Origin of the sequence: Actinomadura sp. J1-007, assembly GCF_009793335.1 — a bacterium.
GTDB classification, from domain to species: Bacteria; Actinomycetota; Actinomycetes; order Streptosporangiales; family Streptosporangiaceae; genus Spirillospora; species Spirillospora yumaensis.
On sequence record NZ_WING01000001.1, the window covers coordinates 1,655,213 to 1,668,637 of the forward strand.

13 protein-coding genes, 1 pseudogene and 1 riboswitch are annotated in these 13,425 nt (G+C 73.4%); of the genes and pseudogenes, 8 read left to right on the plus strand and 6 right to left on the minus strand.

Annotated features, from left to right (window positions below; translation table 11 throughout):
- The first annotated feature begins 17 nt into the window (after window positions 1–17).
- The 3 genes and pseudogenes from GEV43_RS07470 to GEV43_RS07480 all read left to right on the plus strand — a co-directional run bounded on the left by GEV43_RS07470 (window position 18) and on the right by GEV43_RS07480 (window position 3,974).
- Window positions 18–1,175 (plus strand): response regulator receiver protein, encoded by a 1,158-nt coding sequence (locus GEV43_RS07470; RefSeq protein WP_160820049.1) that lies wholly within the window; start codon window positions 18–20, stop codon window positions 1,173–1,175.
- Window positions 1,176–1,210: 35 nt separating this feature from the next.
- Window positions 1,211–3,130 carry an AAA family ATPase gene (locus GEV43_RS07475; RefSeq protein ID WP_160820050.1) on the plus strand — a complete coding sequence of 640 codons (1,920 nt, stop codon included), beginning with the start codon at window positions 1,211–1,213 and terminating at the stop codon, window positions 3,128–3,130.
- A pseudogene (locus GEV43_RS07480) lies at window positions 3,127–3,974 on the plus strand (4Fe-4S single cluster domain-containing protein). Before GEV43_RS07475 ends, GEV43_RS07480 begins: the two are co-directional and overlap by 4 nt.
- Here the strand turns inward: GEV43_RS07480 and GEV43_RS53660 are convergent.
- Window positions 3,862–4,308, minus strand: coding sequence for a hypothetical protein (locus GEV43_RS53660; RefSeq protein ID WP_164717129.1), 447 nt, complete (start codon window positions 4,306–4,308; stop codon window positions 3,862–3,864). The pseudogene GEV43_RS07480 and the gene GEV43_RS53660 overlap by 113 nt on opposite strands.
- Window positions 4,272–4,712 (minus strand): hypothetical protein, encoded by a 441-nt coding sequence (locus GEV43_RS53665; protein WP_160820051.1) that lies wholly within the window; start codon window positions 4,710–4,712, stop codon window positions 4,272–4,274. The genes GEV43_RS53660 and GEV43_RS53665 overlap by 37 nt, the downstream gene beginning before the upstream one ends.
- Here GEV43_RS53665 and GEV43_RS07490 point away from each other — a divergent pair.
- Window positions 4,698–5,192: an FHA domain-containing protein gene (locus GEV43_RS07490; RefSeq protein WP_160820052.1), complete on the plus strand. Its 495-nt coding sequence runs from the start codon at window positions 4,698–4,700 to the stop codon at window positions 5,190–5,192. The two genes, GEV43_RS53665 and GEV43_RS07490, sit on opposite strands and share 15 nt — an antisense overlap.
- A gap of 176 nt (window positions 5,193–5,368) precedes the next feature.
- On the plus strand, window positions 5,369–6,091 hold the full coding sequence (locus tag GEV43_RS07495; RefSeq protein ID WP_160820053.1) for a hypothetical protein: 723 nt from the start codon (window positions 5,369–5,371) through the stop codon (window positions 6,089–6,091).
- Between the two features lie 139 nt (window positions 6,092–6,230).
- On the opposite strand, the gene typA is transcribed toward GEV43_RS07495, so the two are convergent.
- Window positions 6,231–8,084, minus strand: coding sequence for a translational GTPase TypA (typA, locus tag GEV43_RS07500; protein ID WP_160820054.1), 1,854 nt, complete (start codon window positions 8,082–8,084; stop codon window positions 6,231–6,233).
- A 220-nt stretch (window positions 8,085–8,304) separates the two neighbouring features.
- A riboswitch (cyclic di-AMP (ydaO/yuaA leader) is annotated at window positions 8,305–8,443 on the plus strand.
- Window positions 8,444–8,450: 7 nt separating this feature from the next.
- Here typA and GEV43_RS07505 point away from each other — a divergent pair.
- Window positions 8,451–9,491, plus strand: a complete 1,041-nt coding sequence (locus tag GEV43_RS07505; protein WP_160820055.1) for an NlpC/P60 family protein — start codon at window positions 8,451–8,453, stop codon at window positions 9,489–9,491.
- A 195-nt stretch (window positions 9,492–9,686) separates the two neighbouring features.
- On the opposite strand, the gene GEV43_RS07510 is transcribed toward GEV43_RS07505, so the two are convergent.
- The 3 genes from GEV43_RS07510 to GEV43_RS07520 form a co-directional block, all read right to left on the minus strand.
- On the minus strand, window positions 9,687–10,064 hold the full coding sequence (locus tag GEV43_RS07510; RefSeq protein WP_309239509.1) for a (deoxy)nucleoside triphosphate pyrophosphohydrolase: 378 nt from the start codon (window positions 10,062–10,064) through the stop codon (window positions 9,687–9,689).
- Window positions 10,065–10,173: 109 nt separating this feature from the next.
- Window positions 10,174–10,986 (minus strand): Mut7-C RNAse domain-containing protein, encoded by an 813-nt coding sequence (locus GEV43_RS07515; RefSeq protein ID WP_375539033.1) that lies wholly within the window; start codon window positions 10,984–10,986, stop codon window positions 10,174–10,176.
- Between the two features lie 60 nt (window positions 10,987–11,046).
- A complete protein-coding gene (locus GEV43_RS07520; RefSeq protein ID WP_160820056.1) occupies window positions 11,047–12,333 on the minus strand; it encodes an amidohydrolase family protein in 1,287 nt (428 codons plus the stop codon).
- Between the two features lie 60 nt (window positions 12,334–12,393).
- On the opposite strand from GEV43_RS07520, the gene GEV43_RS07525 reads away from it, so the two are divergent.
- Together GEV43_RS07525 and GEV43_RS07530 are read left to right on the plus strand one after the other, a co-directional pair.
- Complete coding sequence (locus tag GEV43_RS07525; protein ID WP_160820057.1) at window positions 12,394–12,915, plus strand: MarR family transcriptional regulator; 522 nt, start codon at window positions 12,394–12,396, stop codon at window positions 12,913–12,915.
- A 135-nt stretch (window positions 12,916–13,050) separates the two neighbouring features.
- Window positions 13,051–13,425 carry a ribonuclease domain-containing protein gene (locus tag GEV43_RS07530; protein WP_160820058.1) on the plus strand — a complete coding sequence of 125 codons (375 nt, stop codon included), beginning with the start codon at window positions 13,051–13,053 and terminating at the stop codon, window positions 13,423–13,425.

A 13,425-nucleotide genomic window follows, 5' to 3' on the forward strand; every position in this document is an offset into this window, starting at 1 on the left:
GTTCCGGGAGGGACAACGTGAGCAGCGGCGTCGAGGCCGACATCGCACTGGACGCGGCGGTCGTCCTCACCCTGGGGATGAACCGCGTCCTCGGCCGTACGGCGGGGGCGGCGGGACGCGGCGCCGAGGCCCTGGCCGCGCTCGCGGGCGAACGCGCCGAGGCCCGGGCCGCCGCGCTCGCCGAGGCGCGCACGTACGAGCGGGCGCTGCGCGAGGTCCTCGAACGCAACGCCCGCATCGACGCGCTCGCGCGGTCCCGCGACAGGATCGGCGCCGACGCGGAGCTGCCCGCGCCGCTGACGCCCGCCGACGAGACGCCGGACCAGCTGACCGCGTGGTGCGCCGCGACCGACCGCCTGCTGGACGAGGCGGAGCGGCGGCTCTCCGAGCATCTCGCCGCCGAGGTGACGTCGCAGATCTTCACCGCGCCCGCCGAAGGGCTCCGCGCCGACACCGGCCCGTCCGCCCCGTCCGGCGAACGGCACCAGGAGCGGGAGCAGGACGGGCCCGAGGGCGGGAGCGGACTCCAGGCGACGCTCGAACGGGTGCTGGCGCGCCTGCTGCCCGACGCGGCCGAGGCCGAGCGCCGCGCGGTCGCCGAGGCGGCGCGGCTCCTCGCGGACGCGGGCGCAGGCGAGGCCGAGGCCGCGCTGACGGAGGTGCGGCTGCGGGTGCGGGACGCCAACCGCCGCACCGAGGAGCGCCGCGAGGCGCTGCGCCGCGCCGAGGCCGAACGGGACGCCGCCGAGCAGGCCGAGGCCGAGCGCCGCTACGTGCTCGACTCGATCACGGCCGCGTTCACCGGGATGGGGTACGAGGTCGACGCCGGGTTCGAGACGCTGACCGCGTCGGACGGCACGGTCGTGCTGACCCGCGGGAGCTGGCCCGACCACAGCGTGAAGATGCGGGTGGACGGCGTCGGGCAGGTCCGCGCGTCGATGGTCCGGGAGCGTCCGGCCGAGAGCGAGGACGACCGCCGGGTCGACGTCGAGCGCGAGCGCGAGTGGTGCGAGGCGTTCGAGGCCGCGCGCGACCGGCTGGCCGGGGCGGGGATACGCTCCGACGTGACGTGGCGGCTGGAGCCGGGGGTGCGGGAGCTGCCGGTCGCCGCCCGCGCGCGGCGGCCCGCGGCCCGCGCCGGACGGCGCGAGCGCGGCCGCGAACGCGAGAAGTGACCGGAGCAGAGCGAGCCGCGAGCGGAGTCAGCCTGATGAGCATCGAATCACCGACCCTCGGGGGACGGCTGCCGGGGTGGCCGCCGTTCATCCGCGAGCTGGACGCGACGCTGTCGGTGCACTCCCAGTACGTGCTGTCCGGCAACCTCTACGACAGCTTCCTCGCGCCGCCGACCGACGCCGTCGGGCCCGCGCGGCTGCTGCCGCTGCGCGACCTGCTGTGGGAGTCGCTGCGCTCCAGCGGGTCGTCCTGCATGGTCGTGTACGACCCGGTGGACGGCCTCCAGGTGTATCCCGACACCGGCGACGAGATCGCCGAGGAGGCCGCGAAGGCGGCGGAGAAGCTCCTCGGCAAGCTGAAGGCCGACGAGAAGCCGTCGCTGGAGGGCCTCACCCGCCACCTGTCGGGGGTGGCGCGGCCCCAGGAGAACCTGCGCGCCGCGTTCGTCATCGACTCGGCGTCGCGGATCGCGCGGACCCCGACCGACCTGGAGCCCGCCGAGCGCGACTTCTTCCGCTACTGCGCGAAGCTGTCGCGCAGCGCCCGCCCCGTGCGGGTGGTGGGCGCGCGGCCGAAGCCGCTCTACAACCCGATCATCTGGCTGGTGGAGCGGCCCGGCGACCTGCCGCCCTGGCTGACCAACGACAACGAGAACATCCGCGAGATCACCATCCCGCGCCCGCACCTCGGCGACCGGCAGGAGACCGCGCGGCTGCTCGCCCGCGCGTTCGGGGTGAGCGACGTCGGCGCGGACGAGGCCGCCGCGGCGGCGTGCGACGCGTTCGCCGAGCAGGCCGACGGGCTCACCCTCCAGTCGATGATCGAGGTGACCCGGCTCGCCAAGGAGCGCAACGTCAGCCTGGCCGACCTGCCCGACGCCGTCCGCACCTACAAGCTCGGGGTGCTCGACAACCCGTGGAGCCGCGGGCACCTGCGCCGCCGCGTCCTGGAGGGCGAGCGGAAGGTCCCCGAACGGGTGATCGGGCAGCGGCAGGCCGTCACCAAGACCCTCGACATCCTCAAGCGGGCGGTCCTCGGCCTGTCGGGCGCGCAGGCGACGCGGTCGGGGAGCCGTCCGCGCGGGGTGCTGTTCTTCGCCGGGCCGACGGGCACCGGCAAGACCGAGCTGGCCAAGGCGATCACCGAGCTGGTCTTCGGGGACGAGTCGGCCTACCTGCGGTTCGACATGAGCGAGTTCTCCGCCGAGGGGTCGGGCGACCGGCTGATCGGGTCGCCGCCCGGGTACGTGGGGCACGAGGCGGGCGGCGAGCTGACCAACGCCGTCCGCGAGGACCCGTTCCGGGTGATCCTGTTCGACGAGATCGAGAAGGCGCACCCGCGGATCCTCGACAAGTTCCTCCAGATCCTGGAGGACGGGCGGCTCACCGACGGCCGCGGCAACACCGTGCACTTCTCCGAGGCCATCCTGATCTTCACCTCGAACCTCGGGATGTACGTCCCGGGCCGCGACCTGACGGCCCGTTCGGACGGCGGGGGGCACGCCCCGCAGGGCCGGGTGCAGAACATCGCGCCGGGCATGACCTACGACGAGATCGAGCAGCGGATCAAGGGCGCGGTCGCCGACCACTTCACCGACGTGCTGAACCGCCCCGAGCTGCTCAACCGGTTCGGCGACAACATCGTGGTGTTCGACTTCATCGCCGGCGAGGCCGCCGACAAGATCTTCGACCTCCAGTTCGCCAACATCTGCCGCCGCGTCACCGACGAGCACCGCCTCGTCCTCGCGGTGAAGGGCGAGGCGCTCCAGACGCTGCGCGAGTGGTGCACCGCCGAGCTCGACAAGGGCGGCCGGGGCATCGGGATGGCGCTGGAGTCGCACTTCGTCAACCCGCTGGCCCGCGCGCTGTTCGACCGCGACCTGAAGCCGGACGAGCGGATCACCGTGTCGGCGATCCGGCGCGAGGGCGGCATCGTCCACCTGGACCTCCAGTGAGCCCGCCCGGCCCCGCGGACCCCGCTGCGGACCGCGCTCCCGGCCCCGCGGACCCCGCCTCCGGCCCCGGGCCCGCGGGCTCCGGCTCCGAGGGGCCGCGCCGGGACGGCGGGGACGGGCCGGCGCTGCTGCTGGCGAAGGCGCACTACCCGGTCACCACGCTCGGGCCCGGCACCCGCGCGGGCATCTGGACGCAGGGCTGCACGCTGCACTGCCCCGGGTGCCTGTCCAGGGACACCTGGGACGCCGATCCGGGCCGGGCCGTGCCCGTGGCGGCGGTGCTGGGCTGGCTGGCGTCCCTGCCCGGCCCGGTGGACGGCGTGACGATCTCGGGGGCGAACCGTTCCAGCAGCCGGAGGCCCTGGCGGCGCTGCTGCGCGGGATCCGCGCGTGGCGGGACGGCCTCCGCCGTGAGACGATTCCGTTGGACATACTCGTCTACAGCGGATATGTCTACACTCGGCTCTCGCGCTCCTCCGGGACGCGCGAGATCATGAGCATGTGCGACGCCGTCATCACGGGGCCGTACGTCGACCGGCTGAATCCGGAGGCGGGACACTCCGGGAGTGGCTCTCTACTCTGGAGGGGGTCGGCCAACCAGCGCGTCGTTCCGATCTCCCCGCTCGGGAGCGGCGGTACGGAGCAGCGGCCGGCGTCGTGCAGACTGAGGAAGACGCAGGGCCCCGAGTGCAGGTGTCCGTGGACGAGGGGCCGGAGGGAAGGCGGGTGTACTACATCGGGATCCCGCGAAGGGGTGACATGGAGCACCTCACATCGACGCTCGAACGCGCCGGGGTGCGCTCGGGGGATGTGTCATGGCGACCTTGAACTGTCCTGTCTGTGACGAGCCGTTCCAGCAGGGCGATCTGCTCTGCCTGAGCTGCGGCGCCAACCTGGCGCGCGCCGGCGGCGGCGCCGCGCGGCGTCCGGGCCCGGGCGGCTACGACCAGGCTCCGGGCGGGTACGACCAGGCTCCCGGCGGCTACAACCAGCCACCTCCCGGTTACGAGCACCAGCAGCAGGGCCAGCCGTACCAGCAGGCGCCCCCGCAGCACCAGGCTCCTCCGCAGCACCAGGCTCCGCAGCCCCCGGCCGACCAGTGGGGCGCTCCGCCGCCCCAGCAGCAGGCGCCGCCGCAGCATCAGGCTCCGCAGCACCAGCCCGACCAGTGGGGGCACCGCCTCCGCAACAGCAGGCACCCCCGCAGCCTCAGGCCGACCAGTGGGGAGCTCCGCCGCCCCACCACCAGGCGCCGCCGCAGCACCAGGCACCGCAGCCTCCCGCCGACCAGTGGGGCGCTCCGCCACCGCAGCAGCAGGCACCGCATCAGCACCAGGCACCGCAGCCCCAGGCCGACCAGTGGGGGGCACCGCCCCCGCAACAGCAGGCACCCCCGCAGCCTCAGGCCGACCAGTGGGGCGCTCCGCCGCCCCAGCAGCAGGCGCCGCCGCAGCACCAGCCCGACCAGTGGGGAGCGCCGCCGGCGCACGACCAGCAGTACTCGCCGCCGCCCGGCCCGGCCGACCACCAGTACCAGCAGCCGCCCCAGGGGCAGCACCAGCCGCCGATGCCGCCGCCGCACGGCCGCGAGGCGACGCTCCTCCCGCCCGAGCAGCAGCACGGCGGGGCGCCGGGCCAGCGCCCGCACGGCAGCGACAGCACGGCGTTCATGTGCCCCTACTGCGAGGCGGTGCTGACCAACCCGGGCGCCGCGCAGTGCGACTCGTGCCTGCGGCCGCTGCCGCAGAAGGGCACGCCCGTGCTGCGGATGATGTTCCCGGGCGGCGAGCTGAAGGTCTCGGTCGGCCAGCACCTGGTGCTCGGCCGCGACGCGGGCCAGTCGCCGGTGGCCGCGACGTTCACGCAGTACGACAACGTGTCGCGGCGGCACTCGACGGTCTGGCTCGACCCGTCCGGCACCGCCTGGGTCCGCGACGAGGGCTCGACCAACGGCACGTTCGTCAACGGCGAGCGGCTGCCCCGCGGGGTGGAGGCGCCGCTGCGCGACGGCGACCAGCTCCGCCTGGCCGCCGACGTGACGGGCACCGTCCAGCTCAACTAGCAGTGCCGCTCAACTAGCGGTGCCGCGCGGGCGGCGGGTCCGGGGCCGTACGGCCCGGCCCGCCGCCCGTTGCGCATTCGTGATCACCGCCGCGCCATCCGGATGATCTTTCCGCACGTCTCTACTGCGCGCGCCGCGTCCGGCGGCGCGCACCGGAACGAGCCGAAAGATCATCCATGCGCAGAACTCTCAGCGTCGTGGGCGCGACCGCCGTGTCGGCCGCGCTCCTCGCCGCCCCGCCCGCGCAGGCCGCCCAGGCCGCCGGGCCCGCCCCGACGCACGTCACGGGGTTCAAGATCTCCACCACCGCCGACGCGAAGCTGACCGTCTCCGGCACGCTGACCGCCGACGGCACCACCGTCGGCGCGGGCACGCCGCTGGTCGTCGAGACCGCGAACGCGAGCCGCAAGGGCTGGCGGAAGCTGCCGCTCTCCAAGGGGCAGGCGCAGCCGAAGACCAAGGCTGGCGGCGCGTTCTCCGGCCGGTACTACGTCTACTTCCCGCACGGGTACTACCGCGTCCGCTTCGCGGGCGGGCCCGCGCTCAAGGCGACGGTCAGCGCCGAGGTCCGGGACAAGCGCATCAACGCGTGGACGACCAAGTGGAAGGTGACGCCGCGCAAGGTCCGCAAGGGCGGCTACGTGACGTTCAGCGGGCTGTTCTCGCACAACCCGGGGACGAAGTACGTGCCGTACAAGGGCCGCCGCGTCTACATCATCGGGCGCATCAAGGGCCAGAAGAAGTGGTACTGGTACGCGCGCCCGACCACCAACTCCAAGGGCTACTTCAAGGCCCGGTTCAAAGTCTACAAGGACATGTACTTCCAGTACCAGTACCCGGGTGACAAGACCCACTACTGGGACTTCCCGCAGAAGTCGACGTTCGTCGACGTCCGCTAGCCGGCCGGCCGTCCAGCCGTTCCCTTAGCGCGAACGCGGAAGGCCCCGGCGAGCGGCTCGCCGGGGCCTTTCCGTCACGTCACGCGTGCGTGGGCCGCGCCTCGATCGCCGTACGGCCCGTACAGGCCGTGAGGGCGGGTCAGCCCGCGCGCTTGGTGCGGGCGCGGGTGCGCTCGCGGTCCTTGGCGCTCAGGACGACCTTGCGGATGCGGACGGACGCCGGGGTGACCTCGACGCACTCGTCCTCGCGGCAGAACTCCAGCGCCTCCTCCAGCGACAGCAGCCGCGGCGGGGTGAGCCGCTCCAGCTCGTCGCCCGTGGAGGAGCGCATGTTGGTCAGCTTCTTCTCCTTGGTGATGTTGACGTCCATGTCGTCGGAGCGGGAGTTCTCCCCGACGATCATGCCCTCGTACACCTCGGTGGTCGGGCCGACGAAGAACGTGCCGCGCTCCTGGAGGTTGGTGATCGCGAACGCGGTGGCGGCGCCGGAGCGGTCGGCGACCAGCGACCCCGACGGGCGGGTGCGCAGCTCGCCGAACCACGGCTCGTACGCCTCGAACACGTGGTGGGCCATGCCGGTGCCGCGGGTGTCGGTCATGAACTCGGTGCGGAACCCGATCAGGCCCCGCGCCGGCACCAGGAACTCCATCCGCACCCAGCCGGTGCCGTGGTTGGTCATGTGCTCCATGCGGCCCTTGCGGACGGCCATGAGCTGCGTCACCGCCCCGAGGTACTCCTCGGGGATGTCGACGGTGAGGCGCTCGACCGGCTCGTGCTTCTTGCCGTCGATGTCGCGGGCGACGACCTGCGGCTTGCCGACGGTCAGCTCGTAGCCCTCGCGGCGCATGTTCTCGACCAGGATGGCCAGGGCCAGCTCGCCGCGGCCCTGCACCTCCCAGGCGTCCGGACGCTCGGTCGGCAGCACCTTCAGCGACACGTTGCCGACCAGCTCGCGGTCGAGGCGGTCCTTGACCATCCGGGCGGTGACCTTGGTGCCCTTCTCGCGGCCGGCCATCGGCGAGGTGTTGGTGCCGATGGTCATCGAGATCGCGGGCTCGTCCACCGTGATCAGCGGCAGCGGGCGCGGGTCGTCCGGGTCGGCGATGGTGTCGCCGATCATGATCTCGGGGATGCCGGCGATCGCGATGATGTCGCCGGGCCCGGCCTCGTCGGCGGGCTTGCGGACGAGCGCGTCGGTCATCAGCAGCTCGGTGATCCGGACCTTCTCCACGCTGCCGTCGTGCCGGCACCAGGCGACCTGCTGGCCCTTCTTGATCACGCCGGCGTGCACCCGGCACAGCGCGATCCGGCCGAGGTAGCTGGAGGCGTCCAGGTTGGTGACGTGCGCCTGGAGCGAGTGGTCGGGGTCGTACGCCGGGGCCGGGATCGTCTCGGTGATCACCTGGAACAGCGGCTCCAGGTCCTCGCTGGCCGGCATCTCGCCGTCGCCGGGCTGCTCCAGCGAGGCGCGCCCGGCGCGGCCGGACGCGTAGACGATCGGAAAGTCGATCTGGTCCTCTTCGGCGTCGAGGTCCATGAACAGCTCGTAGGTCTCGTCGACGACCTCGGCGATGCGGGCGTCGGGCCGGTCGGTCTTGTTGACGACCAGGATCACCGGCAGCTTCGCCTCCAGCGCCTTGCGCAGGACGAACCGGGTCTGCGGGAGGGGGCCCTCGCTGGCGTCCACGAGCAGGACGACGCCGTCGACCATCGACAGGCCGCGCTCGACCTCGCCGCCGAAGTCGGCGTGGCCGGGGGTGTCGATGATGTTGATCGTCATGCCGTTGTGCCGGACCGCGGTGTTCTTGGCGAGGATCGTGATCCCCTTCTCGCGCTCCAGGTCGTTGGAGTCCATGACGCGGTCGTCGACGTCCTGGTTCTCGCGGAAGGCCCCGGACTGCCAGAGCATGGCGTCGACGAGCGTCGTCTTGCCATGGTCGACGTGGGCGACGATCGCGACGTTCCGTAGATCGTCGCGCGTGGAGATGGGCATGCGGCTTCGCCTTGCGTGAGAGTTCGGAGGTCGCCGCAGACGCGCGGCATACCCCATTCTACTTGGCCGCGGGCGTCCCCCCGGCCGTCGTCCCGCCACACCCGCCCAGACCGCCGCAATTGGCCTTCTTTGCCCATCCTTTGTACTCTCCCCCAAGATCCGGCCGTTCCCGAGCCCCGCCCCCGGGGCAGCGGCCGGCCGCCGAATCCCCCGGCGGGCCGCACGTCGCGGACCGTGCGCGGGGAACCGGGGACCCAACCCCCTGGGGTGAGTCTGCGCACGCCGCGAGGCGCGCGCCGTAGGGCGACTCCTGGCCCGAACCCGTCAGCTAACCCGGTAGGCGACGAAGGAGAGGAGAGCACCGGCTTGGCACCGGATCCCCGACGGCGGCGGCGCGTCACGCCCGCCGCCACCGCGGCGACGATCATCGTTCTCGGGCTCGGCGCGGCGGGTCCCGTCGCGGCCCGCGCCGCCACGTCCCCCCGCCACCCCTCGGCCGTCCCGGCCGCCGCGCGCCTGGCCGCGGCCCCGCAGACGCCGAAGCCGAGCGAGAAGGAGCTGCGCAAGCGGCTCGACGACCTCAACACCGAGGCCGAGAAGCTCACCGAGCAGTACAACAAGACCCGCGTCGAGCTCGGCAAGGCGGTCAAGGCCGAACGGGCCGCCGCGAAGACCGCTGCCGACCTGGAGGCCCAGGCGGCGCCCGCCCGCGAGCAGCTCGGCCGGATGGCCGCCGCGTCGTACATGAACGGCAGCCCCGAGACGGCCTTCGGCTCCGGCCACGGCACGGACGGCCTGACCGACTCGGCCTACCTCGCCCAGACCCGCGCCGCCTCCGTCGCCGGCCTCCAGGCCAAGATCGACCAGGCGAACAGGGCCAAGGCCGCCGCCGCCGCGCGGACCGCCCAGGTCCAGCACGCCGCCGAGCAGTCCGAGGCGGCCCGCAAGACCGCCAAGTCCAAGGTGGACGAGGTCACCAAACAGCTCGACAAGCTCACCATCACGCACGTCAAGGACCCGAAGACGGGCCTGTCCGCGACGATCAAGGGCTCGGGCCTGCCCGCCAGGATGGTGCGCAAGGCCCTGACCAAGCTCGGCAGCCCGTACGTGTGGGCGGCCGCGGGCCCGACCACGTTCGACTGCTCCGGCCTGGTGGTCTGGGCGTACGCGCAGGTCGGCAAGCCCGGCCTGCCGCACTACACCGGCGACCTGTTCGCCATGGGCAGCAAGGTCGGCAAGGGCTCGCTCCGCTCGGGCGACCTGGTCTACTTCGGCGGTGACCTGCACCACATGGGCATCTACCTGGGCGGCGGAAAGTACCTGCACGCCCCGCAGACCGGCGATGTGGTGAAGATCTCCAATCTCTCGGACCGTTCCGACTACGCCGGCGCCAACCGCATCTCGTAATCGCCTTCCCACCCCCGCGGCTCCCCGCATCCCCTGTGCGGGGAGCCGCGCCCCTTTACAGGCCCCTCCCCCGCCGCCCGGCAGCGCGTCGTCGCCGCAACAAGCACCGAACAGGCTCCTGGACGATCGCGCGCTGAGGTGGCGCGGGTGGTCTTCCGCCCGGACGAGACGCGGCCGCTGCCGGCCACCGGGGGATCAGGAGGGAGCGGCCAGGTCCTTGGCGAGGATGTCCACGGCGGGGAGGTCGCCGGGGAGCCAGTCGACGTCGTACAGCTCGGCGGGGGTGAGCCAGCGCAGCGCCAGGTGTTCGAGGGCCTGCGGCTCGCCGCGGACGAGTTCGGCCGTCCAGACGCGCAGGACGCTCCTCTCGCTCAGCCGCCAGTCGCCGCCGACGCGGCGGCCGAGCCTGACCTCGACGGCCAGTTCCTCCTCGCACTCGCGGACGAGGGCGTCCTCGTCGGTCTCGCCCGGGTCGACCTTGCCGCCCGGCAGCTCCCAGCCGCCCGCCATGTGCGGCGGTTCGGCGCGCTGCGCGGCCAGCAGCCGGCCGTCCGAGATGATCGCGGCGCCCACCACGACGAGGTCTATCGCAACCAGCCCCTTCCGCGGCCGTCCGGCGCCGTGCCCGGCCGTGCGGCGCCCGCCGGCCCCGCGGGCGCGCCGTCGTCCTGCCGTGCGGACATCATGCCGGGTCCGCCGCCGGCGCCGGACCGGCGGCTCCCGAACGGGCCGTCTCGACGGCGCGGACGGACTCGCGCACGATGCTCTCCAGGTGGTCGCCGTGCGCGCCGCGCCAGTAGACCTGGCCGCAGTCCTCGCAGCGCCCGTACACGTCGTAGCTGCGGCGGGTGCCCGACCGGAGCCCGCGTTCGATCTCGCTCTTGTCGACCGGGACGAGGCGTCCGTTGCACGCGGTGCAGCGGGTCCACGGGCTCAGCACGGGCGCGAACCGGTCGAGCAGGTCGCGCAGCTGGTCGTCCGGGCGCGAGCCCCGCACGTACGCGCCGAACCAGAGGGCGCGGCGGCGCAGCAGCCCCCGGTCCTGGGTGAGCAGCACGCGGCGCTCCGCGTTGGCCTGGACGACGAGCGCCGGGTCGTCCATGTCGTTGTGGTAGGCGGTGTCGAGGCCGAGCAGCCGCATCCGGCGCGCGAGGGTGCCGAGGTGGACGTCCAGCAGGAAGCGCGGCGCGTCCTGGCCCGGCTCCAGCGGGACGGGCTGCGGGCGCGGCACCGCGGCCACCGCCACCTCCGCGCCGGGGACGGGCCGGGTGGACGGCTCGGCCGGGCGCCCGTCCACGGTCATCGGACCGGCCTCGGGCAGCGGGACGCCGAGCGACTCGACGACGTGCCCGAGGGACGACGTGCCGTCCCAGGGGACCGTCTGCGTCTCCGTCCGGCGCGACGAGGGCAGGAACATCAGCAGTTCGCCGGCCACCCGGACGGTCAGCTCGTGCTGCCGGTCGTCCTCCGGTGCGGCGCGATGGTCGGCTTCCACGCGATCAGCATGCCACGCGCCGGTGACGTTCTCCTCCGCATTTGTTCGCCGTGCGAGCGGTCACGCGGCGGTGACGTGCGCGGCGGACTCCGCCAGGGCCGCCAGCACCGACGGCACGTCGTGCCTCGTCAGGACGCCGCCGCGCTTGACGACCTCGCCGCCGACCAGGACGGTGTCGACGGCCGCGGTGTCGGCCGCGAGGACCACGGCCGCGATCGGGTCGTACGCGCAGGCCATCCCGAGCGTGTCGGTGCGCAGGAGCTGCACGTCGGCCTGCTTGCCGGGGGTGAGCGAGCCGGTGACGTCGGCGAGCCCGGCGACCTCCGCGCCCTCGATCGTCGCCATGCGCAGGACGTCGCGGGTGGTGAACCCCATCCCGGCGCCGTCCGGACGGCCCCGTTCGAGCATGTACGCGGCGCGCATCAGGGAGAACATGTCGCCCGCCCCGTTGGAGACGGTGTCGGCGCTCAGCGCGGTGGGGATCCCGGCGGCGCGGGCGCGGCCGGTCGGCGGCGCGCCGAAGCCCATGGTCGCCTCGACCGCGGGCGACACCGACACCGTCCCGCCGTTCCGCGCGATCCGTACCAGCGCCTCATCGGTGTAGCAGTTGGCGTGGACGTACGTCGTCGGATGCGCGATCAGCCCGTTGTCCTGGAGGAACGCCAGCCCCCGCGCGGCGCTCTCGGGCCCGTGCCCGCCCATGTGGACGGTGACGGGCAGGCCCAGGTCGCGGGCGGCGCGCCATTCGGCGAGGGCCCGCTCCTCCTGGGCGAGGTCGGGGCCGAGCGCGGCGAACGCCATGGTCAGCAGGGCGTCCGGGGTCTCGAAGTACTCCTCGCGGACGCGGCGCGTCTCGGCGGCCAGCGCGTCGGGCCCGCCGGGGCCGCCGTAGCAGTAGCCGAACACCGCCCTGACACCTGACTCGCGCAGCGCCGACACGTTCGCCTCGGTGTGGGCGGGGCTCGACTGGATGTGCGACCAGTCGAGCACCGTGGTGACACCGGCGTCGAGGCATTCCAGCGCCCCGGCGAGCACGCCCGCGTGGACGTCCTGCGCCCGGTAGCGCGGGACGAGCCGTCCGAAGACGCGCTCCATGTACGTCTGGAGGGTGCTGTCGGGCAGGATCGCGCGGATCCCGGCCTGCCAGGTGTGCCGGTGCGTGTCGACGAACCCGGGCAGGACGATCCGTTCGCTCGCGTCGATCACTTCGGCGCCCGGCGCGGCCAGGTCCGGGCCGACGGCCGTGATCAGGCCGTCCTCGATCAGCACGTCCGCCCGGCCGAGCACGGCGGGCTCGGGCACGGTGTCGACGACCACGCCGTTCCGCAGCAGCTTGGTTGAAGTCATACCCAAAAGCTTAAAAACTAGCTTTTCAAAAAGCAACCAGCGGGAGAGTATCCTCGGTGCGTGCAGGATGGTGACCGGCCCCGCGACGAGGTGGACGACCTCGTGGCGGCCTGGGAGGAAGACGGGCTCGCGGCCCCGCTGATCGGGATGCTGGAGCTCAGCAAGCGCGCCACCCGCGTCACCTGGCTCGTCCAGCAGGCGCTGCGCGCCGACCTCACCGACCTCGGCCTGACCTACGCCGAGTTCGAGGTGCTGAACGTCCTGCGCCGCGCGGGCGAGCCGTACCGGCTGAAGCCGAGCGAGCTGACCCGCTCGGCGTTCCTGACCTCCGGCGGCACGAGCAACGTCCTGCAACGCCTCCAGAAGGCCGGCTACGTCGAACGCGAGGCCAACACCGGCGACGGCCGCAGCCGCTGGGTCCAGCTCACCTCCGCCGGGCTGCGCGTCACGGGCCAGGCCCTCCGCGCCGCCGCCCGCGCCCACGAGGACGCTTTCACCGGCGTCCCCCCGGACGCCGTCCGCGAGGCCGCCGACGCCCTGCGCGACGTCCTCGCCGTCATCGGCCGCCGCCGCTACCGCTGATCCCCCGCGCTACGCCGCCCGCGTCTCGAACGCCTCCCGCTGCCGTACCGAACGACCGGTAAAGCACTCGGCAACATCGGCCGAAAAGTCCCTTAGACCCGTGACGGGAGCGCCGCGCGGAGTGACACTCGGCCCATGAAGACCCCCCGCTTCCTCACGTTCCTCCTGGCCCCGCTCCTCGCGCTCACCCTCCTCGCCCCGTCCGCCGACGCCGCCGCGCTCCCACCCGTCTGCGAGACGACGCTCCCCGCCCAGGCCGACGACACCATCGCGCTCATCGACAAGGGCGGCCCGTACCCGTACCCCCAGGACGGCACCGTCTTCCAGAACCGCGAGGGCCTGCTCCCCAAGGAACCCCGAGGCTTCTACCACGAGTACACGGTCAGGACCCCCGGCGACTCCACCCGCGGCCCCCGCCGCATCATCACGTCCGGCGACGAGGGCCACGACGGCATGTACTGGACCCCCGACCACTACCGCACCTTCTCCGACATCGACTTCACCTGCTGA